Source organism: Pseudomonas sp. 22189 (assembly GCF_052045635.1).
Lineage (GTDB): Bacteria > Pseudomonadota > Gammaproteobacteria > Pseudomonadales > Pseudomonadaceae > Aquipseudomonas > Aquipseudomonas parakoreensis.
On the sequence record NZ_JBQEPG010000014.1, the window covers coordinates 21,572 to 45,048 of the forward strand.

A 23,477-nucleotide genomic window follows, 5' to 3' on the forward strand; every position below is an offset into this window, starting at 1 on the left:
TCGAAACATGAACCTGACTGAACCCCGCGAGCTGGCGCCCCTGCTTGAAGCCTTTCTGTTGGCCTCGGGAAAACCGCAATCGCTTGAACGCCTCTACGAACTGTTCGAAGAAGGCGAGCGCCCTGAACCGCCGGTCTTCAAGAAAGCCCTGAGCCTGCTGGCCAAGTCCTGCGAGGGCCGTGCGTTCGAGCTCAAGGAAGTCGCCTCCGGCTACCGCTTGCAGATCCGCGAGAAGTTTTCGCCGTGGGTCGGGCGTTTGTGGGAAGAGCGGCCACAGCGCTATTCCCGTGCGCTGCTGGAAACCATGGCGCTGATCGCCTATCGCCAGCCGATTACCCGAGGCGAGATCGAAGACGTGCGGGGCGTGGCGGTCAACACCAACATCGTCAAAACGTTGATCGAGCGCGAGTGGATCCGCATCGTCGGTTACCGCGACGTGCCGGGCAAACCGGCGATGTTCGCCACCACCAAGGCGTTTCTCGATCACTTCAATCTGAAGAACCTCGAAGACCTGCCGCCGCTGGCCGAACTGCGCGAGATGGAAACCGAGCCCGTCCTCGATTTCGACGACGCACCGGTGCCGCAGGGCTTGCAGGAACAGGCCGACGCCAGCGCCGAGCCGGAAGAGCCGAAGGAAGAAACCAGCTTCCACAGCTTGCTGCTGGAACTGGACAGCATGGAGGAGGGGATCAAGACCGACTTCGATGATTTGTTGCGCGATGCGGCGGACGGGGAGGCGTCGGCGACTGAGCCGGAAGTCGAGACCGTCGAGTCGGCGATTGAAGTTGAACTTGAGGCCGAGCCTGAAGCCGAACCGGAAGAAGACATTCTTGGCGTTGCCGAGGCCCGGGAAAAACTTCTCGCTGCCGTCGCTGCCCTCGAACAACCGGCGCTCGAGCCCGAGTCCGAGCTGAGCCAGGAAGAAGCTGAAGCCCGCGCCCTGGCCGAAGCCATCGAAGCCGAACGCCGCGAGTTCGAGGACTGAGGCGCGCCGAAAAGATCGCAGCCTGCGGCAGCTCCTACAGGAACCGCATTCCAATGTTGGAGCTGCCGAAGGCTGCGATCTTTTGATCTTCAAGGGAGACCCCATGAGCTCGACCAAAGACCCCTGCATCAGCCTCTGCAAATTCACCGACGACATCTGCCTCGGCTGTGGCCGCAGCAAGCGCGAAATCCGCGCCTGGAAGAAACTCGACAAGGACGACAAGCGCACAGTGCTGGCGGAAGCCGCGCTGCGCCTGATCAAACTCGGTGGCGCCGGTCGGCGGAAAAAGAAATAACTGTCGATCGATCAGCTAGTCTCTGATGCGCGATGGCGCACATCCGCGTATGATTCGCGACCCTTCGGCGATCCCTTCGCCCGAAAACCAGATTTCAATGCTTCAGGCGCCGCCTGAACAGACCACACCGGGAGGTGCCCAGATGAGTGACATCAATCAGAAAGACGACCAGGAAATCGGCCCAGCAGGCGAAAAACTGCAGAAAGTCCTCGCCCGTATCGGCGTCGGCTCGCGCCGTGACGTTGAAGCCTGGATCAGCCAGGGCCGGATCAAGGTCAATGGCAAAGACGCCACCCTCGGTCTGCGCGTCGACATGCACGATGCCATCACCATTGATGGCAAAGTGATCAAGCGCGAAGAGGCGGCCGAGTCGGTCCGCCGCGTGATCATGTACAACAAGCCCGATGGCGAGATCTGCACCCGTGACGACCCGGAAGGCCGTCCGACCGTGTTCGACAAACTGCCGCGTCCGAAAGAAGGCCGCTGGATCAACATCGGTCGTCTCGACATCAACACCACCGGTCTGCTGATGTTCACCACCGACGGTGAGCTGGCCAACCGCCTGATGCACCCGTCCTACGAGATGGACCGTGAGTACGCCGTGCGTGTACGCGGTGAAGTCGACGATGAAATGATCGAGCGCCTGAAGGCGGGCGTGGTATTGGAAGACGGCCCGGCGCGTTTCACCGACATTCAACAGGCTCCGGGCGGCGAAGGCTTCAACCACTGGTATCACTGCGTGGTGATGGAAGGCCGTAACCGTGAGGTTCGTCGTCTGTGGGAATCCCAGGGCCTGGTGGTCAGCCGTCTGAAGCGCGTGCGCTTCGGTCCGGTATTCCTCAACTCCGACCTGCCGATGGGCCGCTGGCGCGAAATGAGCCAGTACGAAGTCGACGTGCTCAGCGCCGAAGTCGGCCTGACCCCGGTAGCGATGCCGCAACTCAACGCCAAGAGCAAGGACAAGCTGGAGCGTATGCAGCGTAAATCGTCGCGGCCTATGGCCAAGACCGAGCGCGTGCGCACCCTGCGTCCCGCCGCTGGCGCGCCGACCGGTCCGCGTCCGAGCCGTGAGCCGCAGATTGAAGGCGAGCGTCCGGGTCGCAAGCCAGTGGCCCGTGACGGCGAGCGCGCACCGCGTCCGGCCAACGGTCGCACCGAGCGTGGCGAAGGTCGTGCGCCGGCCGGTCGTGGTACGCCAGTGGCGGATCGTCCTGCGGACACCACCAACAAGCGTCCTGCCAAGCCGGCACCGAAGCGTCCGGGGATCAAATTGGTCGACGGCGACAAGCCATCGGGCAAGCGCCGTGGCGCACCGGCCGGTTCTGGTCAGCGTCCAGGCTTCGGTCGCAAGAAGCCTGAGTGATCAGCTTTAGTGCCTGAATGAAAAACGCCAACCGCAGGGTTGGCGTTTTTTTTTCGTCTGGCAGAAGTTGTGTAGCGACTGATTCGGCCTCTTCGCGAGCAGGCTCGCTCCCACACTGGAATTGCGTCAAACACAAATCCCTGTGGGAGCGAGCCTGCTCGCGAAGGCGTCAGTCGCCTAAAACACAAAGCGTCCGTCAAACACCGGCTTGTCATCCAGCGCCAACACCCCGCCGGAGAAAATCAGGTCCAAATGATGACTGCCCTTGGCGCCACCGCCGAGGCCCAGGTGCAGGCCGCAATGGCGCTCCTCGAAACCGGCATTGCGCGCATACAGATCCTTGACCCCTTCGTTGGTACCAATCCCCAATTCCTCAATGCGCCGGTTCGACGGATTGGCGTCCAGGTACTTGTTGAAATCATGCTCCAGCCCCGGCACATCGGTGGCGATGCGGCTGATGGTCGAGTTCTCGATCCACAGTTCCAGTGGCGACTCCAGCACGCCGTACTTGCGCGCAAACGGGATGGTGCTGAGGAACGTGCCCTTGAATTTCACATGGCCGTTGATGGCTTCGCTGTGGGTGGCGATTTCGCCGGGGGCCAGGTCGAAGTTGCCGACGCCGTTGATGTCGGTCCACTTCTTGATGCTGCTCAGCGGCGTTTCAAACCATGAGCCGTGGTCGTCCTTGAAACTCAGCGTGGTCGCTTGGGACATGCGCTGGATCAAGTGACTGTTGAGCCCGGCGATACGCTGCGGCGTCACGCTGAAGGTGTCGTAGAAATAGTCGCCGTAATCCTTGAACAACAGCGACTTCTTCCAGTTTTCCGCCATCACGCCTTGCAGGGCGCGCACGAACTCCGGGCCGTCGGGGCGCGGGTTGGGCAGCGTGGAAGAGTCGTAGAAGAAAATGTACAGATCGCTGTCGGCAATCGCCGCCGTCAGCGTTGCGGTGCTTTCCAAGTCCAGGCGTCTGGCGCTGAAGGTGAAGCGGAGATGATCGCCGGCCTGTTCAGCGATGGCGCCGGTCAGGGCTTCGTAATCGGCGGTGTGGCCGAGCAGTACCTTCGCCGAGTCGAGACCGGCAAGGGCAGGGTGATGTTCGAGGTAGTAAAGGAAATGCGAGATCGCGCGGGGCTTATCCATGAGTCCTCCCTGACTGACCGTGAGAAAGCGGCAGGCACGACCGGCCGGATCGTGCCTGCCCGGGGATGTCTTACAGAGGCCACATCGCCGTGCCGAACGGAACCACCGCGTCGGCTTGCATCATTTCCACGGCGGCCTCATGGGTTGGCGCTTCAAACCATTCGTCCAGTTGCAGTTCGGTGTCCAGGTCTTTTTCCAGTGCTTGCATGGTCGATCTCCTAGATGACGTTCACGGTTATGACTGGCCGGTCGAGGTGGCCGGCAAGACGTGAAGAACCTAGTTCAGGGTGTTTTGTAATGCAAAAAATTATTTATTTAAAATTTAAATAAACTTTTTATTCTGTTTTTAAGCGGCGATTTTCTTATTTGAAAACAAAAAACTAAGCGGCCACTTTCATTAGCAAGCTAGCTACCGTCAATTTGCAGACGTCCTACAGAATTTTCCGAAATGGAAAATCCGCGTTACGCGTTGTAAAGAAAAATTTACGAAAACCCCGGTAAATCCCAGTGAATTCACTTCCTTGCCGACGCTGTAAGGAAAACCTGCCGAGGCCCGGCTGCAAAGGCCCCGCGCAGGGCTCTGGCGCGCTTGTTTCAGCCTCGTTTGCAGGGTGAGATGCGCCTCATGCCTGTCGTGCAGGTGCATAACAAGAAGGAGGCGCAATGAACGCCGAGATTGATCTTCACTTCTCTCCGTGGGGCGGTTTTTCGCTCGTCCCCGTCGATGGCCTGCAAAGGCCTGACTCATTTTTTGCAGTCGCCCGAGTGTCTCGAGGCGGACCCACGCAATCCCGGCAAGCGCCACGCTGATCCAGCGGGGTCTGGCAGCAGGGGGTTAGCGGTGTACAATGCGCCGCGTTTTAACTGTGACCCTCTGCGTAATCGCGTAAACCTCAAGGTTATCCGCCTTGTTCACTCCGCCGCGTCACAAGCGTGTCGGGTTCGATTTCGTCACAGATAAAAACAAACAGGTGACGCATGACCGTTGTAAAAACGCTGAATTCCTGGTGCTTGCGCTGGGGTTTGATCGGGGTTGTCTGAAATCGCAACCTTGCAGCAACGTCTACTGAACATCATCAAACCTTGCGTGGGACCTTTTTCATGAGTGGACAAAACTCGCAATCAGGCGAGCTGAAACGCGGCCTGAAAAATCGCCATATTCAACTGATCGCCCTCGGTGGCGCGATCGGTACCGGATTGTTCCTCGGCTCGGCCGGGGTCCTGAAATCCGCCGGCCCGTCGATGATCCTCGGCTACGCCATCTGCGGCTTCATCGCCTTCATGATCATGCGCCAGCTCGGCGAGATGATCGTCGAAGAGCCGGTGGCCGGTTCCTTCAGCCATTTCGCACACAAGTACTGGGGCGGTTTTGCCGGTTTCCTGTCGGGCTGGAACTGCTGGATTCTGTACATTCTGGTGGGCATGTCGGAGCTGACCGCGGTCGGCAAGTACATCCACTACTGGGCGCCGGACATCCCGACCTGGGTCACCGCCGCTGCATTCTTCGTGCTGATCAACGCGATCAACCTGGCCAACGTCAAAGTCTTCGGTGAAGCCGAATTCTGGTTCGCGATCATCAAGGTCGTGGCGATCGTCGGCATGATCGCGCTGGGCAGCTACCTGCTGGTCAGCGGCCATGGCGGCCCGCAGGCCTCGGTCAGTAACCTGTGGTCGCACGGCGGGTTCTTCCCCAACGGCGTCAGCGGCCTGGTGATGGCGATGGCGATCATCATGTTCTCCTTCGGCGGTCTGGAAATGCTCGGTTTCACTGCAGCCGAGGCCGACAAGCCGAAAACCGTGATCCCGAAAGCGATCAACCAGGTGATCTACCGCATCCTGATTTTCTACATCGGCGCGCTGGTGATCCTGCTGTCGCTGACCCCGTGGGACAGTCTGCTGGAAACGCTCAATGCGTCCGGCGATTCGTACAGCGGCAGCCCGTTCGTGCAGGTGTTCTCGATGCTCGGCAGCAACACCGCCGCGCACATCCTCAACTTCGTGGTGCTGACCGCGGCGCTGTCGGTGTACAACAGCGGTACTTACTGCAACAGCCGCATGCTGCTGGGTATGGCCGAGCAAGGCGATGCGCCTAAGGCCTTGTCGAAAATCGACAAACGCGGCGTGCCGGTGCGTTCGATCCTCGCGTCCGCGGCGGTCACGCTGGTGGCGGTGTTGCTTAACTACCTGATGCCGCAACAGGCGCTGGAACTGCTGATGTCGCTGGTGGTGGCCACCCTGGTGATCAACTGGGCGATGATCAGCTTCTCGCACTTCAAGTTCCGCCAGCACATGAACAAGACGCAGCAGACGCCGCTGTTCAAGGCGCTGTGGTACCCGTACGGTAACTACGTCTGCCTGGCGTTCGTCGCGTTCATCCTCGGCGTGATGTTGTTGATCCCGGGCATTCAGATCTCGGTGTACGCGATTCCGGTGTGGGTCGTGTTCATGTGGGTCTGCTACGTGATCAAGAACAAACGCGGTGCGCAGCAGGCGCTGCACGCGGCGAGTGCTTCCAAGTAAGCGCTGAGGCAAAAACGACAAACCCGGCCAATGTGCCGGGTTTTTTATTGCGCCTTCGGCAGCTCCTACAGGGTTGATGGCGTATCCTGCTGCTTCTGAATACGGACGCTTTTCCATGCTGGTGATTTCCAACAACGTGCATCTGCCGGATGCCGAGATCGAACTGACGGCCATTCGCGCGCAGGGCGCCGGTGGGCAGAACGTCAACAAGGTCTCCAGTGCCGTGCACCTGCGCTTCGACATTCCGGCCTCGTCCTTGCCCGAGTTCTACAAGGAGCGGCTGCTGGCGCTGCGCGACAGCCGCATCACCAGTGATGGCGTGCTGATTATCAAGGCTCAGCAATACCGCACGCAGGAGGCCAACCGCGCCGATGCGCTGCAGCGTCTGACCGAGCTGATTCTCAGCGCCACCAAGGTCGAAAAGAAACGCCGCCCGACCAAGCCGACCCTCGGTTCGAAGAAGCGCCGGCTCGAATCCAAGACCAAGCGTGGCAGCATCAAGGCCGGGCGGGGCAAGGTGGATTTTTAAGGTTTGGCGCCCTGGAATTATTCCATTTCATCATAAGCGGGCATTGCATCCATTTCGTCCCCCTCAACTTAAATGCATTTCCGGATATTGAAATACACACTTATAACCAATCGGTCTGCCAGGCTGTCATATATGACAGGTGTGCCGGATGGCTGCCTCACGTTTACTGAGCTCTCTTTTCTAGATTGAGTAAAAGCAAATGAATAACTTAATTAATGGGCGTGGTACTCCAGATACTGATTTTGGTGTGCGTGGTGAGGTCGTTCTTTATGGAAAGAAAGGTCAGCGACTCCAGGCTCGGGTCGTCACTCTTCTTTCGGAGCCGAACAGAATTCTTTGCGGCGCCACTGACGAGGAGCTGCAAGAAACTTACCTGTCCATGCTTGATGAAAGAGGTCGTATCGACCAGAGCTTCGGAAATTTGGGTACAACTGTTTTTAAGCTATCGGATTTTTTTCCTGAGTGGGGTCTGGCGCAGCCCTATAGCGTGAAATTTGATAGTGCTCATGGCAAGTATGTGTTGGGGTACTTCGCTCGTAAAGACGGCTTTAATCGTGCTACCGGCCTGGCTCGATTTGACTTGAATGGGCAGCTCGATAAAGCGTTTGGTAACAACGGTGTCATGTTGTGGAGTCTGGATGTGAAAGAGGCTGTTCCTGTCAGTTCGAAAGTCCAAAAGGTGGAGCAGCCGTTGACTGATAAGGGGCGCGACTACCACGGATCGATGGAGTTATTAGACGATGGTGGTGTATTGCTTTTGACTACGCTTGACTACCGTGGCTGGGTAGATCGAGCATTTCTAGTCAAAGTGAAGAGCAGCGGAACCCTGGACGAAGGGTATGGTAATCGTGGGTGGCGATTGGTTATTCGAGGTTCGAGTGGTTTTGTCATAGGAGAGGACTTGGTCAGGCTGGGTGATGATTTTCTCGTCGCCGCTTCAGAGGGTTCTCCTGATAAGAAGTGGTTTGTTGGCAGATATGATGCTGAGGGCGAGCTCGATACTGATTTTGCGGTCGAGGGTTATTATGATGGAGCGCCTTCGGTTAAAGACATCATTCTGAAACGCGACGATCGTTCTCGGTTTTATATTGTCGGTACTTCGAATAATGGAGTTCCGCAGTATCTGTCTCTCCAGCTACAGCGGCGCGAGCTGGATGGCGAGGAAGATCCACTTTTTGGCGACCAAGGATGGACAGGGTCTATCGGTAATGAGTTCAGCGATATCTATATGACGAAAGCAGTCCTCTATAATTTGAAATCAACCGTTGTAGTAGCAGGTTATGCTTATTTGCGTGTTGGGTCGGATAGCCAGGCATTTATTGCCAGCATTGAACAAGACATGGGGTGGGATGCGGAGTTTGGTAAGGCTGGAAAGGTTATATTTCCAAAAGACCAGATTATTCATGATCTCGCGGTTCAGGAAGATCGAAAAATTGTGTTTGTTTCCAGTAAAAACAGAGAGAGCGATAGCTTCACCGTCCTCCGTTTGCATGGTTAGTGTATAAAAACGGAAGCTGTCTATTGGCCATTCGGAATCGACTGAATGGCCAATATTGGGCGATCAGTGAAAGTGGTGTTTTGGCGCGCAGCGATACAAATACATACTCAGGATCAGGCCGCTCAGCGCAGCGAGGGCGGCGAACAGGAAGATCGAGGCAAAACCGAAGCCCGACGCAATGGCCCCGGCCAACGGCCCGGTGATCCCCAGCGACAAGTCGATGAACAGCGAATAAGCGCCAACGGCCGCGCCACGGCTGGAGGCCGGCACCAGGTTCACCGCTTCCACGCCCAGCGCCGGGAACACCAGCGAGAAGCCGAAACCGCTCAGCGCCGCCCCGGCCAGCGCCCAATGTGCGTCGGGCGCCAGCCACAGCAGCAACAGGCCCAGGGTTTCCACCGACAGACAGGCAATCGCCACGCGAAAGCCGCCGAGGCGGTTGATCAGGTTGCCGAACAGCAGCCGCGCGCCAATGAAGCTGGCGCCGAACAGGCTCAGGCACAACACCGCGTTATCCCAGTGCTGAGTGGCGTAATACAGGGTGATGAAGGTGGCGATGGTGCCGAAACCAATCGAGCCCAGTGCCAGTCCGCAGCCGTGCGGGAACACGCGACCGAGCACATGCATGAACGGCAGACGCTCGCCGGCGACAATCGGCGCGGCGGTTTTCGGCCAGGCCAGCAGCAGACCCAGCGCTGCCAGCAGAATGATGCTGACGCCCATGCTCCACAGCCCCAGCTGGCCGACCAGCCACACGCCGAACGGCGCGCCCACCGCCAGCGCGCCATAACTGGCGATACCGTTCCACGAAATCACTTTGGCGGTATTCGCCGCGCCAACGCGGCCGATGCCCCAGCCGATTGAACCGGAGCCGACCAGGCTTTCCGCGCTGCCCAGCACCAGACGGCCGATCAACAGGCTGATCAGGCTGAGCATCGGCAAGTTGGGTGTCCAGGCCGAAATCAGCATAAATACACCACTCAAGCCGCAACCGGCCAGACCAATCATCACCGCGCGTTTGCTGCCCTGGTTGTCGATGATCTTGCCGGCGTACGGACGGCTGAGCAGGGTGGCGAGGTATTGCACGCTGATCACCAGTCCGGCGATCACCGCGCCAAAGCCCAGATCACTGTGGACGTAACCCGGCAACACCGCGAGCGGAATGCCGATGTTCAGGTAGCCGATAAAGGTGAAGAGGACGATAGAGACGACTTGCAGCGTGACCGCCAGGGGGCGCTGGGGTTGTGGCATAGAGGACGACATGGGGAACGATCCACGGCAAAGCAGGATTAGATAGGCTGCTTATGATACCGGCGCGAACGCGTCTGGGGCGGGGAAAAGTAAAACTATTTGCCGGATGGGGGTATCAGGGTTTGGCCGGGGCGACCAGTTGCGTGGTGACGAGGGCGGCGAGGGCGTTTTCTTCGCTGCCAAAACGGGCGAGCAAAGCAGCCTGTTTTTCCGGAGAGAGGCGCTGCCAGATCTCGATCATTTTCTCGGTGGCGCCGATCAGGACGGCGGCTTGGCTTTCGGAGAATTCGTCGGTCATGGCGGGCTCGGTTTCAGGCAGTGTGGAAAGCGCATCTTAGCGCTTTCCACACGGTCTGTACGGCGGGGTTTTACTCTTCGTGGTCGGCCTTGCGGCTGTCAACGGCTTCTTTCGGCTCGGGCTGTTGGGCACCGGCTTGTTGCGTGGTCGTCTGCTCAGGTACGTGCAGGCTTGGGAAGGGGAGATTAGGAATCTCGTGCATGGTTGCGCTCCTCGCTAAGTCTGTTGATAGATCTGGTAGATCCGCGCTTCTTGAAAGCCTGCGCAGGATACAGCAGGAAAAATGACAATCAGACTTTTAATTCAAAATAATGCGACAGATGGCCGCAGGGGAGGAGGCTCACCGCGAAACAACTGTAGGAGCTGCCGCAGGCTGCGATCTTTTGACTTTGATTTTTAAAAACAAAGATCAAAAGATCGCAGCCTGCGGCAGCTCCTACAGGGTTTTGTGTGGCTGGATCTATTTGCTGACGTCAGCGATGGCTTGTGCCAGCAATGCGAGGCGGGTCGCATCGATCCCGGCAACGTTGGCCCGGCCCGAGCTGACCATGTACACGCTGTGCTGCTCACGCAGTTGTTTGACCTGCTCCGGCGACAGGCCGGTGTAGGAGAACATCCCGCGTTGCACGCCAATGTGCGCAAAGCGCTCACGCAAACCGTGCGGCTCCAGTGCTTCGACCAGACCGCTGCGTAACTGGGCGATGCGCAAGCGCATGGCTTCCACTTCGTCGGCCCAGCGCGCTTTCAGCTCCGGGTCGGCGAGGATGGTCGCGACAACCGCTGCACCGTGATCCGGTGGCGTCGACCACAGGTTGCGGGCGATGTTGGCCAGTTGGCTGCGAATGTCGATCAGTTTGTCGGCGGTTTTCGCGCAAACAATCAGCGCCCCGGTGCGGTCGCGGTACAGGCCGAAGTTTTTCGAGCAGGAGCTGGTGATCAGCAACTCGGGCACTTCGGCAGCGAACAGCCGGGTCGACCATGCGTCCTGCTCCAGCCCGTCGCCAAAGCCCTGGTAGGCGAAGTCGATCAGTGGCAGCAGGTCACGCCGGCGCACGACGTCGAGCACACGCTGCCAGTCGTCGTGACTCAGGTCGAAACCGGTCGGGTTGTGGCAGCAGGCATGCAGCAGCACCACATCGCCTTGCGGCACTTCGTTGAGCACGGCAAGCATCGCGTCGACGTCGAGGCGGTTGTCGCTGCCCACGTAGGGGTAGTGACTGACCTTGACCCCGGCGGCGGCGAAAATCGTTTCGTGGATCGGCCAGGTCGGGTTGCTCAGCCAGACGCCCTTGCCCGGCAGGCACTGGGCGATGAAGTCGGCTGCCAGACGCAGGGCGCCAGTGCCGCCCGGAGTCTGGGTGGCGCCGGCGCGCTGTTCGGCGATCAGCTTCGAGTCGGCGCCAAGCACCAGCTCATTGATGACCTTGCCGAACAATGGGTTGCCGTGCCCGCCGATGTAGGTCTTGGTGTCCTGGCTTTCGACCAGTCGCGCTTCGGCGATTTTCACCGCTTCGGGGATCGGCGTCAGGCCCTGGGCATCCTTGTAGACGCCAACGCCGAGGTCGAACTTGCGCGGGTTACTGTCCTGCGCATAGGCCTCCATCAAACCGAGGATCGGGTCGCCGGGTACCCGGCCGATGGCGTCAAAGTGCATTACTTGCGTCCTTCTGCGGTCTTGGCCACTTCGTCAGTGCGCGCGGCCATGATGAAGTCGTTGCGGTGCAGGCCTTTGATCGAGTGGCTCCACCAGGTCACGGTGACTTTGCCCCACTCGGTCAGCAGACCCGGGTGGTGACCTTCGGCCTCGGAGATCTCGCCGACGGCGTTGGTGAAGGCCAGTGCGTGCTTGAAGTTTTTGAACAGGAAGACTTTCTCCAGCTGCATGATGCTGTCGCGCACTTCGATGTTCCAGTCAGGGATCTGCTTGATCAGGATCGGCAGTTCTTCGTCGCTGACTTGTGGCGCATCGGCACGGCAGGCTTCGCAGTGGGCTTGGTTCAAAGTGGACATGGTGTGATTCCTGAAATCGAGTGTGTTTTTTTTATAGAAACTATCGGTCCGTCAATGCCGTCACGCTAAACCAAAGTGGCGGCGACTGACAGACTCAATTGTCAGCAAAAGTCGCGGATCACGCGGCTTTCGGTTTTGGCGGAAACTTCGGTGCGTGCAACCCCAACTGCATGCCTTCCTTGACCATGCCCATGATGTCTTCGTGGGCCAGGTCGAACAGGCGCTTGAGGTTCGGCAGGACAAAATAAAGTGGCTGCAGGATGTCGATGCGATACGGCGTGCGCATGGCTTCCAGTGGGTCGAAGGCCTGATGCTCGGGCTCGTCCGACAGCGAATAAACGGTTTCCTTCGGCGAGGACAGGATGCCGCCGCCATAGATGCGTTTGCCTTGCGGGGTGTCGACCAGGCCGAACTCGATGGTCATCCAGTACAGGCGCGCCAGGTACACGCGCTCTTCCTTGGTGGCCTGCAGGCCGAGCTTGCCGTAGGTATGGGTGAATTCAGCGAACCATGGGTTGGTCAGCAGCGGGCAGTGACCGAAGATCTCGTGGAAGATGTCCGGCTCTTGCAGGTAGTCCAGTTCTTCGCGGGTACGAATGAATGTAGCCACCGGAAACTGCTTGCTGGCGAGCAATTCGAAGAAGGTCTGGAAGGGGATCAGTGCCGGGACGCGGGCAACCTGCCAACCGGTGGTCTCACCGAGCACCTTGTTGATCTCGCCCAGTTGCGGAATGCGGTCATGGGGCAGACCGAGTTTTTCGATACCGTCCAGGTATTCCTGGCACGCGCGACCCTCGATCACTTTCAGCTGGCGGGTGATCAGCGTGTTCCACACCGCATGTTCTTCGGCGGGGTAGTCGATAAAACCTTGCGCATCGGGCTCGCGGGCCACGTATTGCGTCTGTTTCATACTGCTCTCCTGCTAGGGGAATTCGTTCTTGTTATGTCCAGCGATGGGGTCAGGATTACCCGAGAGTGGGGCGGGATGCAGCAGGTTGAACGCGTTCCTTGTAGGAACAATCGCCATATTTCGTAAAAAAATCGTTACGCTTTGGCCTGTATCTCGCATTTGCGGTGATTTTCAGGTTTGAAAAGGGCTGTGGCTGTCACATAATCTTGACAACTATCTGCGCGCCTCGACAGAAAAGTCAGGCGCTACCCCCTGTGGGAGCGAGCCTGCTCGCGAATGCGGTCTGTCTGACACATCTATNCGAGCAGGCTCGCTCCCACAGGTCTGTGTTCAACCTTATTGCTGGTTTGTCGGGTCATTCATATGCGTATCAAAGTCCACTGCCAAAACCGCATCGGCATCCTGCGTGACATTCTCAATCTCTTGGTCGAGTACGGGATTAACGTTGCGCGCGGTGAGGTCGGCGGCGAGCATGGCAATGCGATCTACCTGCACTGCCCGAACCTGATCAACATTCAGTTCCAGGCGCTGCGGCCGAAGTTCGAAGCGATTGCCGGGGTGTTTGGGGTCAAGCGCGTCGGGTTGATGCCCAGTGAGCGTCGGCACATGGAGTTGAATGCGTTGCTTGGCGCGCTGGAATTTCCGGTGCTGTCGATCGACATGGGCGGCTCGATCGTTGCCGCCAACCGCGCGGCCGCGCAGTTGCTTGGGGTGCGCGTGGACGAGGTGCCGGGGATTCCGCTGTCGCGCTACGCCGAGGATTTCGACCTGCCGGAACTGGTACGCGCCAACAAATCGCGAATCAACGGCATGCGCGTCAAGGTCAAGGGCGACATCTTTCTCGCCGACATCGCGCCACTGCAATCGGAGCACGACGACAGCGAAGCCATGGCCGGTGCGGTGCTGACCCTGCACCGCGCCGACCGCGTCGGCGAGCGCATCTATAACGTGCGCAAACAGGAGCTGCGTGGCTTTGACAGTATCTTCCAGAGTTCGAAGGTGATGGCGGCGGTGGTGCGTGAGGCCCGGCGCATGGCGCCACTGGATGCGCCGCTGTTGATCGAAGGCGAAACCGGCACCGGCAAAGAATTGTTGGCGCGGGCCTGTCACCTCGCCAGTCCACGCGGGCAGTCGCCATTGATGGCGCTCAACTGCGCGGGGCTGCCGGAGTCGATGGCCGAGACCGAACTGTTCGGCTACGGCCCTGGCGCGTTCGAAGGCGCGCGCGCCGAAGGCAAACTCGGTCTGCTGGAACTGACGGCGGGCGGTACGCTGTTTCTTGATGGCGTCGGCGAAATGAGCCCGCGCTTGCAGGTGAAGCTGCTGCGCTTTCTGCAGGACGGCTGCTTCCGCCGGGTCGGCAGTGATGAAGAGGTGTATCTGGATGTGCGGGTGATCTGCGCCACTCAGGTCGACTTGTCCGAGCTGTGCGCGCGCGGCGAGTTTCGTCAGGATCTGTATCACCGCTTGAATGTGCTGTCGCTGCACATCCCGCCGCTGCGCGAATGCCTCGACGGTTTGACACCGCTGGTGGAACACTTCCTCGATCAGGCCAGTCGGCAGATCGGTTGCTCGCTGCCGAAACTGGCGCCGGCGGCGATGGAGCGTCTCAGTCACTACCACTGGCCGGGCAACGTGCGACAGCTGGAGAACGTGCTGTTTCAGGCGGTCTCGCTGTGTGATGGCGGCACGGTCAAGGCCGAGCATATTCGCTTGCCGGACTACGGCGTGCGTCAGCCGCTTGGCGATTTCTCGCTGGAAGGCGGGTTGGACGAGATCGTCGGACGCTTCGAGAAAGCGGTGCTGGAGCGGCTGTACTCCGAGCACCCGAGCAGTCGGCAACTGGGTAAGCGACTGGGGGTTTCGCATACCACCATCGCTAATAAGTTGCGTGAGTATGAGGTCGGTAAAGACTCTGAAGCTTGAGATCAAAAGATCGCAGCGTGCCGCAGCTCCTACAGGGGGAGGCATTTCAATGTAGGAGCTGCCGAAGGCTGCGATCTTTTGATCCTTTGCCGCCAAGCGGCATAACACCGCCGGTTTTTCGACTTCGATACATTTCCAATTGCCCCGTAAAACCCCGCAAGTCCTTTGTTTACCGGGCCGCAAGCCGCCAGAAAAAAGTTGGTCTGCAAATTGCTTATGGCTCAGCAGTACAGCGGTGGGCGGCAAACGTCCGGCATGCAGAGGAAAGAGTGTGGACAAGTACCTTTATGTGGCAATGACCGGCGCCAGTCAGAACGCACTGGCGCAAAAGGCCCATGCCAACAACCTGGCGAACATCTCCACCAATGGTTTTCAGCGCGACCTGGAGCAGGCGCGTTCGATGCCGGTGTTCGGTGACAGCTTTCCGGCGCGTGCGTTTGCCATGAGCGAACGGCCCGCCACCGACTTCACCGCCGGTTCGCTGGTGCAGACCGGCCGCGACCTCGACGTGGCTGTGACCGGCAACGGTTTTATTGCCGTGCAGAACCCCAACGGCGGCGAAAGCTACGTGCGCACCGGCAGCCTCAATATCGACGCCCTCGGCGTATTGCGCGCCGGCAACGGCATGCCGGTATTGGGCAACGGCGGTCCGATCGCCGTGCCGCCGGAGCAGCAGGTCGAAGTCGGTGAAGACGGCACCATCAGTATTCGTGCGATGGGCGAAGGCCCGCGCGTCATGGCGGAAGTCGACCGGATCAAACTGGTCAACCCGGACATCAAGAACCTCAACAAAGGCCTCGACGGCTCGATCTACACCAAGGACGGCCAGCCGGCGCCGGCCGATGCCAACGTCAAACTGGTGTCGGGTTTCCTTGAGTCGAGCAACGTCAATGCCGTGGAAGAAATGACCTCGGTGCTGGCCCTGGCCAAGCAGTTCGAGTTGCACGTCAAGATGATGAACACCGCCAAAGACGACGACCAGGCCATGGCTCGGGTCTTGCAGATCAGCTAATTATCAGAACGTCGCGCCGTAAAACAGGCGCACGAGGAGAATCGAATGCTTCCGGCTCTATGGGTTGCCAAAACCGGTCTGTCCGCCCAGGACACCAACCTGACCACCATTTCCAACAACCTGGCGAACGTCTCGACCACGGGTTTCAAACGTGACCGTGCCGAGTTCCAGGACCTGCTGTATCAGATCAAGCGTCAGCCAGGCGCCCAGTCGACCCAGGACAGCGAACTGCCGTCGGGTCTGCAACTGGGTACCGGTGTGCGCATCGTCGGTACCCAGAAAAACTTCACCGCCGGCAGCCTGCAAACCACCGAGCAGCCGCTGGACATGGCCATCGACGGTCGCGGTTTCTTCCAGATCCTGCAGCCGGACGGCACCACGTCCTACACCCGTGACGGTACTTTCCACCTCGACTCCAACGGCCAGATCGTCAACGCCAGCGGTTTCGCCCTGGAGCCGGCCATCGTCATCCCGAACAACGCGCAGAGCTTCACTGTCGGCACCGACGGCACCGTCTCGATCACCGTGCCAGGCAACCCGGCCGCTCAAGTGATCGGCAACCTGCAAACCGCCGACTTCATCAACCCGGCCGGTCTGCAGGCGGTGGGTAACAACCTGTTCCTGGAAACCGCTGCTTCCGGCGCGCCGCAAATCGGTACCCCGGGCCTGAACGGTTTCGGTACCACGCTGCAGAACACCCTGGAAGGTTCCAACGTCAGCACCGTTGAAGAGATGGTCAACATGATCACCACTCAGCGCGCCTACGAGATGAACTCCAAGGTGATCTCCACTGCCGACCAGATGCTCTCGTTCGTAACGCAGAATCTGTAATCAAGTCTATGGGGCGGCCTGAGGCCGCCAGCAACACCGTGAGGTAGGGTCATGAAACGCTTCGTATCTGTTCTGGCATTGGGTGGGGTCGTCTCGCTCGCGGGCTGCGTCGCACCGACGCCCAAGCCCAATGACCCTTACTACGCTCCGGTGTTGCCACGCACGCCATTGCCGGCGGCGGCCAACAACGGCTCGATCTATCAGGCCGGCTTCGAGCAGAACCTGTACAGCGACCGCAAGGCGTTCCGGGTTGGTGACATCATCACCATCACCCTGAACGAGAAGACTCAGGCGAGCAAGAACGCCAACTCCCAGGTGGCCAAGAACAGCAAGACCGGCATCGGCCTGACCTCGCTGTTCGGCGGCAGTGGCACTACCAACAACCCGTTGGGTGGCAATGACCTGAGCCTCGACGTCGGCTACAGCGGCGACCGTGCGACCAAGGGCGACAGCAAGGCCGCGCAGGGCAACACCCTGACCGGCTCGATCACCGTGACCGTGGCCGACGTGCTGCCCAACGGCATCATCGCCGTGCGCGGCGAGAAGTGGATGACCCTCAACACCGGCGACGAGCTGGTGCGGATCGCAGGTCTCGTGCGTGCCGATGACATCGCCACCGACAACACCGTGTCGTCGACCCGCGTCGCCGATGCGCGCATCACCTACTCGGGCACCGGTTCGTTTGCCGATGCGAGTCAGCCAGGCTGGTTCGACCGTTTCTTCCTCAGCCCGCTGTTCCCTTTCTAGGTGGCGACTTTGAATTTCAAGAGCCTCATGCTGGCGGCGGCCCTGTTGTCCGCTGCCTTTGGTGCCCACGCCGAGCGGCTGAAAGATATCGCCAGCATTTCCGGTGTGCGTTCCAACCAGTTGATCGGTTACGGCCTGGTGGTCGGGCTTAACGGCACCGGCGACCAGACGACGCAAACCCCGTTCACCCTGCAGACCTTCAACAACATGCTCTCGCAGTTCGGCATCAAGGTGCCGCCGGGATCGGGCAACGTGCAGTTGAAAAACGTTGCGGCGGTGTCGGTGAGTGCCGATCTGCCAGCGTTCGCCAAACCGGGTCAGCAGGTCGACATCACCGTGTCTTCGATCGGTAACTCCAAGAGCCTGCGCGGCGGCACCCTGTTGCTGACCCCGCTCAAAGGTATCGACGGCAACGTCTACGCCATCGCTCAGGGCAACCTGGTGGTCGGCGGTTTCGATGCCGAAGGGCGTGACGGTTCGAAGATCACCGTCAACGTTCCGTCGGCCGGTCGTATTCCGGGCGGTGCGTCGGTGGAGCGTTCGGTACCGAGCGGTTTCAACCAGGGCAACAGCCTGACGCTGAACCTCAACCGCTCCGACTTCACCACCGCCAAGCGCATCGTCGACAAGATCAACGACATGCTCGGCCCTGGCGTGGCGCAAGCCATCGACGGTGGCTCGATTCGTGTGACGGCACCGCTCGATCCGAGCCAGCGCGTCGACTATCTGTCGATTCTGGAAAACCTTGAAGTGGACCCGGGGCAGGCGGTGGCGAAAGTCATCATCAACTCGCGCACCGGCACCATCGTCATCGGCCAGAACGTGAAAGTCTCGCCGGCCGCCGTGACCCACGGCAGTCTGACCGTGACCATCACCGAAGACCCGATCGTCAGCCAGCCGGGTCCGTTGTCCAATGGGCAGACGGCCGTGGTGCCACGCTCGCGGGTCAATGCCCAGCAGGAAGCCAAACCGATGTTCAAGTTCGGCCCGGGCACCACCCTCGACGAGATCGTGCGGGCGGTGAACCAGGTGGGCGCGGCACCGGGTGACCTGATGGCCATTCTCGAAGCTCTGAAGCAGGCCGGCGCGTTGCAAGCCGACCTGATCGTGATCTGAGGACGGCGACCATGGATATGCGCAAAGGCAGTCTGGTGGGCACGGGCGATTCGGGTTCGTACTCCGACCTCAATCGTCTGAACCAGCTCAAGGTCGGCGACAAGAACAGCGATGCGAACATGCGCAAGGTGGCGCAGGAATTCGAATCGCTGTTCCTTGGCGAAATGCTCAAGTCGATGCGTTCGGCCACCGAGGCGTTGGGTAAAGACAACCCGATGAACACCCCGGCGGCCAAGCAATATCAGGAAATGTACGACCAGCAACTGGCGGTCTCGCTGTCCCGTGAGGGCGGGGGGATCGGTCTGGCCGACGTGCTGATGAAGCAGATGTCGAGGAACAAACCGCTGGCGCCAGGCGAGGCGGCGGCCGCGTCCGCCGCCAAGCAAGAGGCGGCGAAAGCGGCTGCGGTGCAGACGCCGATTGCCGCCGGCACGACCGCCACCCACGGGCCGTTATCGCGGCTCAATGGCGAGCGTCCGCTGTGGGCGTCGCGTTCCGGGCGTGTCGCCGCGACCGAAGCCTCGCACAGCAATGACATGGCCATGATCAACAAACGTCGTCTGGCCTTGCCGCCGAAACTGGCCGATCGTTTGCTCGCCGGTCTGGTGCCTTCCGCCACGCCGACCGCCGCCAATGCCTTGCCGCAACGTGCCGCAACGACGGCCACCACCGGCGCCGGTCCGCTGTACAACGGCGACTGGCTGGCCCGTGCCGAAGACGCCAAGGCGTCCGGCGGGCAGATGCAGATTTACGGCCGGGCGATGGCGCAGATTCCGCTGGCGCCGGCCAAGCGCGCGTTCAGCTCCGCTGACGAATTCGTCAACACCATGTTGCCGATGGCCAAAGAAGCCGCCGCGCGTATTGGCGTCGATCCGCGTTATCTGGTGGCGCAGGCCGCACTGGAAACCGGCTGGGGCAAATCGGTCATGCGTGCCCAGGATGGCAGCAGCAGCCACAACCTGTTCGGCATCAAGGCCAGCAGCAACTGGACCGGCGATTCGGCCCGGGCAATCACCAGCGAGTTCCGCAACGGGCAGATGGTCAAGGAGACGGCGCAGTTCCGTTCCTATGCCTCGTACAAGGACAGTTTCCACGATCTGGTGACTTTGCTGCAGACCAACAATCGCTATCAAGATGTCGTGAAGTCGGCCGATAACCCAGAACAGTTTGTACGCGAGTTGCAAAAGGCCGGTTACGCGACCGACCCGAACTACGCGACGAAGATTTCGCAGATTGCCAAGCAGATGAACAGTTTCGAAAACTACGCTGCGGCCGGCGTTTCAACGACGCCTCTATAAACACACGGTAAGGTTTGAATCATGAGTTTGCTCAATATCGGGATGTCGGGGTTGTCCGCGAGTTCTTCCTCTCTCGCGACCACAGGTAACAACATTGCCAACGTCGACACCGCCGGTTATTCACGCCAGCAAACCGTGCAGAGCACCAAGTCCTCGCAGCAGTTCGGCAACGTCTTCATCGGGACGGGGACGACCCTGGCCGACGTGCGCCGGGTCTACAACTCTTACCTCGAAAACCAGCTGCATACCGCCACCTCGCTCAATAGCGAAGCGGCTGCGTACGGTGCCCAGGCCACTGCACTGGATGCCTCGATGTCCGACACCAACACCGGCCTGACCGGTGTGCTGCAGAAATTCTTCACCTCGATGCAGGGCGTGGCGACCTCTGCCACGGACGACACTTCCCGTCAGTCGGTGCTGACCGGCGCGCAGGCGCTGACCAGCCGTTTCAATGCCCTGGCCAAACAGCTGAACGATCAGAACACCACGATCAACGGCAACCTTGCGGACATGACGTCGCAAGTGAACAAACTGGCCACCTCGATTGCTAATCTCAACCAGAAGATCGGCGAGATTTCCACTAGCGGCGGTCAGCCGAACGATCTGCTCGACAGCCGTAACGAAGCGGTGCGCCAGCTCTCCGAGCTGACCGGTGCGCAGGTCGTCGAGCGTGGCACCAGTTTTGATGTGTACATCGGCACCGGCCAGCCGCTGGTGATCGGCAACACCACCAACACCCTGAGCACCGTGCCGAGCAAGGATGATCCGACGCGCATGGCCATTCAGATGGACCGTGGCTCAAGCGTCATCGACATCACGTCGGCCATGAGCGGCGGCGAAATCGGTGGTCTGCTGACCTACCGCAAAGAAGTGCTCGATCCGTCGCTCAACGAGTTGGGCCGTGTCGCGCTGGTGGTGGCCGACCAAGTTAACAGTCAGCAGGCCCAAGGCATCGACAAGAGCGGTGACTTCGGTGCAGCGATTTTCAACAACATCAACAGTGCCGCGCTGATCAGCCAGCGCAGCATCGCGCAGGCGGGCAATAGCGCCGGCTCGGGCAACCTCGATGTCACCATCAAGGACACCGGCAAGCTGACCACCAGCGATTACCAGGTGACCTTCACCAGCGCCACCAATTATTCGGTCAAGCGCTCCGATGGCACTGACATGGGCTCGTTCAGCACCACGACCACGCCACCGCCAGTGATCGACGGCTTCACCCTGGCCCTCAACGGCGGGGCACTGAGCGCGGGCGACACGTTCAAGGTGACGCCGACCCGTAACGCGGCGAGCTCGATTCAGACCGTATTGACCGATCCGAAGAAAGTCGCGGCGGCAGCGCCGTTGACCGGCGTGGCCAGTGCCAACAATTCCGGTACCTACACCCAGCCGACGCTGACCGACTCGATCGACATCTACAACCCTGCGTCGCAGACCGAGTTGCAAAATGCGCTCAAATATTCGACGCCGGTCAAGCTGGTGTTCGGTGCGGTCGCCAGTGGCAGCCAGTCGTACAACATGGTCGACGCCAAGGGCAACACCATCGGTTCGGGCACCATCGTGCCGGGGCAGGCCAACACCTTGAACCTCAAGGTCGGTATGGTCGACTCCACCGGCGCGCCGGTGATGGACACCACGGTCACGCCGAACGTGCAGAAGACCTTCACCGTACAGACCACCGTGGGCGCGACGCCGAAGTCCGGCGAAACCTTCACCATCAACCTGACCGGCGCGGCCTCTTCGGACAACCGCAACGCCCAGGCACTGGTTGGCCTGCAGACCAAACAGACCGTGGACACCGGCAGCGGCAGCAAAGGCATCAGCCTGACCGACGCTTACAACAAACTGGTGACCAACGTCGGTACCAAGGCTGCACAGAGCAAGTCCGACAATGACGCCACCTCGGTGATCCTCGATCAGGCCAAGGGCGCGCGTGATTCGCTGTCCCAGGTCAACCTCGATGAAGAGACCGGCAACCTGGTCAAGTATCAGCAGTACTACACAGCGTCTTCGCAGATCATCAAAGCTGCGCAGGAAACTTTCGCCACGCTGATCAACAGTCTTTAAGGAGTCGTAATTCATGCGCATTTCCACCGCCCAGTATTACGCGACGCAAGCTGCTCAATATCAGCGCAACTACAGCAAGACGGTCGCGACCGCCAACGAAGCGAGCAGCCTGCAGCGCATCAACACCGCTGCCGACGATCCGATCGGCGCCGGTCGTCTGCTCAAGCTGGGTCAGCAAAGTGCGATGCTCGACCAGTATCAGGGCAACATCGACACCACCAAGAGTGCGCTGACCGTGCAGGAGTCCACTCTGAACTCCATTACCACGGCTTTGCAGCGCGCCAAGGAAATCGGCCTGGCGGCCAACAACGGCATCGCCACCGACGACAACCGCAAGGCCTATGCGGCAGAGCTGAGCCAGATCCAGCAACAAGTGCTGGGCCTGATGAACTCCAAGGATGCCAACGGTAACTATCTGTTCTCCGGTTCCAAGACCGATACCGCGCCGTACTCGCAAAACGTCGACGGCACCTACACCTACAACGGCGACCAGACCCAGATCAACCTGGGCATTGGCGACGGCATGTCGGTCGCGACCAACACCACCGGTTGGGATGCGTTCCAGCAGACCATCAACACCAGCCGTACGCAGACCAACATGACCGCTCCGGCGGTGGATGACGGTCGTGTGGTGCTGTCCAACGGTACGGTTGGTACCGCGGCGACCTACAACGCCAAGTTCACGGCGGGCCAGCCATACACCGTGGATTTCATCAGCAGCACGCAGTTGAAAATCACCGATGCCCTGGGCAACGACGTGACGTCCGAGGCCAGTCAGAACGGTCTGATCAGCAACAGCAATGGTGCCAACCAGACGGTCAGCTTCCGTGGCGTCGACATGAAGTTGAACATCAACCTCAAGGCCGGCGACACCAACCCGGATGCGGTCATCGCCGGTCACAGCTTCCAGCTGTCGGCCACGCCTGACTCGTTTACCACCGCGCGCAGCCCGGGCAACCCGTCGACGGCGGTCATCACCGGCTCCAGCGTGACCAACCAGACGGCGTACAGCGCGGCCTTCCCGTCGGGCGGCGGCGCGGTGCTGAAGTTCACCAGCGCCACCGATTTCGACCTGTACGCGGCCCCTGTGACCGCCGACAGCAAGCCGGTGTCGTCGGGCACCATGGTCGGCGGCAACGCCACGGCCGCCGGTGTGACCTTCGCCATTGGCGGTACGCCGGGCGCGGGCGATCAGTTCTCGATCCAGTCCAACAACCACCAGACCCAGAACGTGCTCGACACCCTGGGCCAGATGGTCACGGCGCTGAATCTGCCGGTCGACGGTGATCCGGTGGTCAAACAGCAATTTCAGGGGGCCATGGAGTCGGCGTTGAGCAACATCGACAGCGCCTCCAACCAGATTGGCGCCGCCGTGACGTCGATCGGTGCGCGCGGTCAGTCGCTGGATGACCAGGACACCACCAACCAGAGCCTGATCCAGGCCAACACCACGACTCAGGGTTCGATCCGTGATTCGGATCCGGCCGAGGTGATGACCCGCCTGACGTTGCAACAGACCATGCTGCAAGCCTCGCAACTGGCGTTCAGCAAGATCAGTCAGTTGGGTCTGTTCAACAAGATCTGACGTTGGACGGGCGCCTCGGTGCCCGTTTGTCTCGTCCCTCAGTTAATGTTTTTTTGCGGTTTCATGGGCTCGCTTTACCGAGCGGGCTCGTAC

The 23,477-nt window shown here is 60.0% G+C and carries 22 protein-coding genes; 14 read left to right on the forward strand and 8 right to left on the reverse strand.

Annotation, left to right across the window (positions count from 1 at the left end):
- Positions 1 to 7 precede the first annotated feature (7 nt).
- From scpB to rluB, 3 genes are all read left to right on the forward strand, one after another.
- A complete protein-coding gene (gene scpB, locus ACTJKS_RS16630) occupies positions 8 to 985 on the forward strand; it encodes an SMC-Scp complex subunit ScpB (protein ID WP_108182014.1) in 978 nt (325 codons plus the stop codon).
- Positions 986 to 1,088: 103 nt separating this feature from the next.
- Positions 1,089 to 1,280: a DUF1289 domain-containing protein gene (locus tag ACTJKS_RS16635; RefSeq protein ID WP_003222773.1), complete on the forward strand. Its 192-nt coding sequence runs from the start codon at positions 1,089 to 1,091 to the stop codon at positions 1,278 to 1,280.
- Positions 1,281 to 1,422: 142 nt separating this feature from the next.
- A complete protein-coding gene (gene rluB / locus ACTJKS_RS16640; protein ID WP_003222775.1) occupies positions 1,423 to 2,643 on the forward strand; it encodes a 23S rRNA pseudouridine(2605) synthase RluB in 1,221 nt (406 codons plus the stop codon).
- 177 nt (positions 2,644 to 2,820) lie between these two features.
- On the opposite strand, the gene ACTJKS_RS16645 is transcribed toward rluB, so the two are convergent.
- Both ACTJKS_RS16645 and ACTJKS_RS16650 read right to left on the reverse strand, forming a co-directional pair.
- Positions 2,821 to 3,786, reverse strand: coding sequence for a leucyl aminopeptidase (locus tag ACTJKS_RS16645; RefSeq protein WP_108182015.1), 966 nt, complete (start codon positions 3,784 to 3,786; stop codon positions 2,821 to 2,823).
- A gap of 70 nt (positions 3,787 to 3,856) precedes the next feature.
- Complete coding sequence (locus ACTJKS_RS16650) at positions 3,857 to 3,994, reverse strand: hypothetical protein (protein WP_003222780.1); 138 nt, start codon at positions 3,992 to 3,994, stop codon at positions 3,857 to 3,859.
- Positions 3,995 to 4,887: 893 nt separating this feature from the next.
- Between ACTJKS_RS16650 and ACTJKS_RS16655 the strand changes: the two genes are divergently transcribed.
- From ACTJKS_RS16655 to ACTJKS_RS16665, 3 genes are all read left to right on the forward strand, one after another.
- Positions 4,888 to 6,306, forward strand: coding sequence for an amino acid permease (locus ACTJKS_RS16655; protein WP_041073059.1), 1,419 nt, complete (start codon positions 4,888 to 4,890; stop codon positions 6,304 to 6,306).
- A gap of 115 nt (positions 6,307 to 6,421) precedes the next feature.
- Entirely contained in the window at positions 6,422 to 6,835 is a 414-nt protein-coding gene (arfB, locus tag ACTJKS_RS16660) for an alternative ribosome rescue aminoacyl-tRNA hydrolase ArfB (RefSeq protein ID WP_041073058.1), read from the forward strand.
- Between the two features lie 199 nt (positions 6,836 to 7,034).
- Positions 7,035 to 8,333: a hypothetical protein gene (locus ACTJKS_RS16665; protein WP_108182016.1), complete on the forward strand. Its 1,299-nt coding sequence runs from the start codon at positions 7,035 to 7,037 to the stop codon at positions 8,331 to 8,333.
- A 63-nt stretch (positions 8,334 to 8,396) separates the two neighbouring features.
- On the opposite strand, the gene ACTJKS_RS16670 is transcribed toward ACTJKS_RS16665, so the two are convergent.
- From ACTJKS_RS16670 to phhA, 6 genes are all read right to left on the reverse strand, one after another.
- On the reverse strand, positions 8,397 to 9,596 hold the full coding sequence (locus ACTJKS_RS16670) for an MFS transporter (RefSeq protein ID WP_108182017.1): 1,200 nt from the start codon (positions 9,594 to 9,596) through the stop codon (positions 8,397 to 8,399).
- Positions 9,597 to 9,699: 103 nt separating this feature from the next.
- Positions 9,700 to 9,882: a hypothetical protein gene (locus ACTJKS_RS16675; RefSeq protein ID WP_007965516.1), complete on the reverse strand. Its 183-nt coding sequence runs from the start codon at positions 9,880 to 9,882 to the stop codon at positions 9,700 to 9,702.
- A 70-nt stretch (positions 9,883 to 9,952) separates the two neighbouring features.
- Positions 9,953 to 10,084, reverse strand: coding sequence for a hypothetical protein (locus ACTJKS_RS16680; RefSeq protein WP_256198933.1), 132 nt, complete (start codon positions 10,082 to 10,084; stop codon positions 9,953 to 9,955).
- Positions 10,085 to 10,342: 258 nt separating this feature from the next.
- Positions 10,343 to 11,536: an amino acid aminotransferase gene (locus ACTJKS_RS16685; RefSeq protein ID WP_108182018.1), complete on the reverse strand. Its 1,194-nt coding sequence runs from the start codon at positions 11,534 to 11,536 to the stop codon at positions 10,343 to 10,345.
- Complete coding sequence (locus ACTJKS_RS16690; RefSeq protein WP_003222798.1) at positions 11,536 to 11,892, reverse strand: 4a-hydroxytetrahydrobiopterin dehydratase; 357 nt, start codon at positions 11,890 to 11,892, stop codon at positions 11,536 to 11,538. Before ACTJKS_RS16690 ends, ACTJKS_RS16685 begins: the two co-directional genes overlap by 1 nt.
- A gap of 118 nt (positions 11,893 to 12,010) precedes the next feature.
- A complete protein-coding gene (gene phhA / locus ACTJKS_RS16695; RefSeq protein WP_108182019.1) occupies positions 12,011 to 12,802 on the reverse strand; it encodes a phenylalanine 4-monooxygenase in 792 nt (263 codons plus the stop codon).
- 363 nt (positions 12,803 to 13,165) lie between these two features.
- Between phhA and ACTJKS_RS16700 the strand changes: the two genes are divergently transcribed.
- The 8 genes from ACTJKS_RS16700 to ACTJKS_RS16735 all read left to right on the forward strand — a co-directional run bounded on the left by ACTJKS_RS16700 (position 13,166) and on the right by ACTJKS_RS16735 (position 23,384).
- A complete protein-coding gene (locus ACTJKS_RS16700) occupies positions 13,166 to 14,728 on the forward strand; it encodes a sigma-54-dependent transcriptional regulator (protein WP_108182020.1) in 1,563 nt (520 codons plus the stop codon).
- A gap of 271 nt (positions 14,729 to 14,999) precedes the next feature.
- Positions 15,000 to 15,740 (forward strand): flagellar basal body rod protein FlgF, encoded by a 741-nt coding sequence (locus ACTJKS_RS16705; RefSeq protein ID WP_007965507.1) that lies wholly within the window; start codon positions 15,000 to 15,002, stop codon positions 15,738 to 15,740.
- Between the two features lie 45 nt (positions 15,741 to 15,785).
- The gene (gene flgG, locus ACTJKS_RS16710) at positions 15,786 to 16,571 is read left to right on the forward strand and encodes a flagellar basal-body rod protein FlgG (RefSeq protein ID WP_003222804.1); all 786 of its coding nucleotides are present in this window, start codon (positions 15,786 to 15,788) and stop codon (positions 16,569 to 16,571) included.
- Positions 16,572 to 16,622: 51 nt separating this feature from the next.
- Positions 16,623 to 17,318 carry a flagellar basal body L-ring protein FlgH gene (gene flgH / locus ACTJKS_RS16715; protein WP_007965503.1) on the forward strand — a complete coding sequence of 232 codons (696 nt, stop codon included), beginning with the start codon at positions 16,623 to 16,625 and terminating at the stop codon, positions 17,316 to 17,318.
- A gap of 27 nt (positions 17,319 to 17,345) precedes the next feature.
- Positions 17,346 to 18,434 carry a flagellar basal body P-ring protein FlgI gene (locus tag ACTJKS_RS16720; RefSeq protein ID WP_161794916.1) on the forward strand — a complete coding sequence of 363 codons (1,089 nt, stop codon included), beginning with the start codon at positions 17,346 to 17,348 and terminating at the stop codon, positions 18,432 to 18,434.
- Between the two features lie 11 nt (positions 18,435 to 18,445).
- Entirely contained in the window at positions 18,446 to 19,732 is a 1,287-nt protein-coding gene (flgJ, locus tag ACTJKS_RS16725; RefSeq protein WP_108182021.1) for a flagellar assembly peptidoglycan hydrolase FlgJ, read from the forward strand.
- A gap of 21 nt (positions 19,733 to 19,753) precedes the next feature.
- A complete protein-coding gene (gene flgK / locus ACTJKS_RS16730) occupies positions 19,754 to 21,799 on the forward strand; it encodes a flagellar hook-associated protein FlgK (protein WP_440828900.1) in 2,046 nt (681 codons plus the stop codon).
- A 13-nt stretch (positions 21,800 to 21,812) separates the two neighbouring features.
- Positions 21,813 to 23,384, forward strand: coding sequence for a flagellar hook-associated protein 3 (locus ACTJKS_RS16735; RefSeq protein ID WP_108182022.1), 1,572 nt, complete (start codon positions 21,813 to 21,815; stop codon positions 23,382 to 23,384).
- Positions 23,385 to 23,477: the final 93 nt, after the last annotated feature.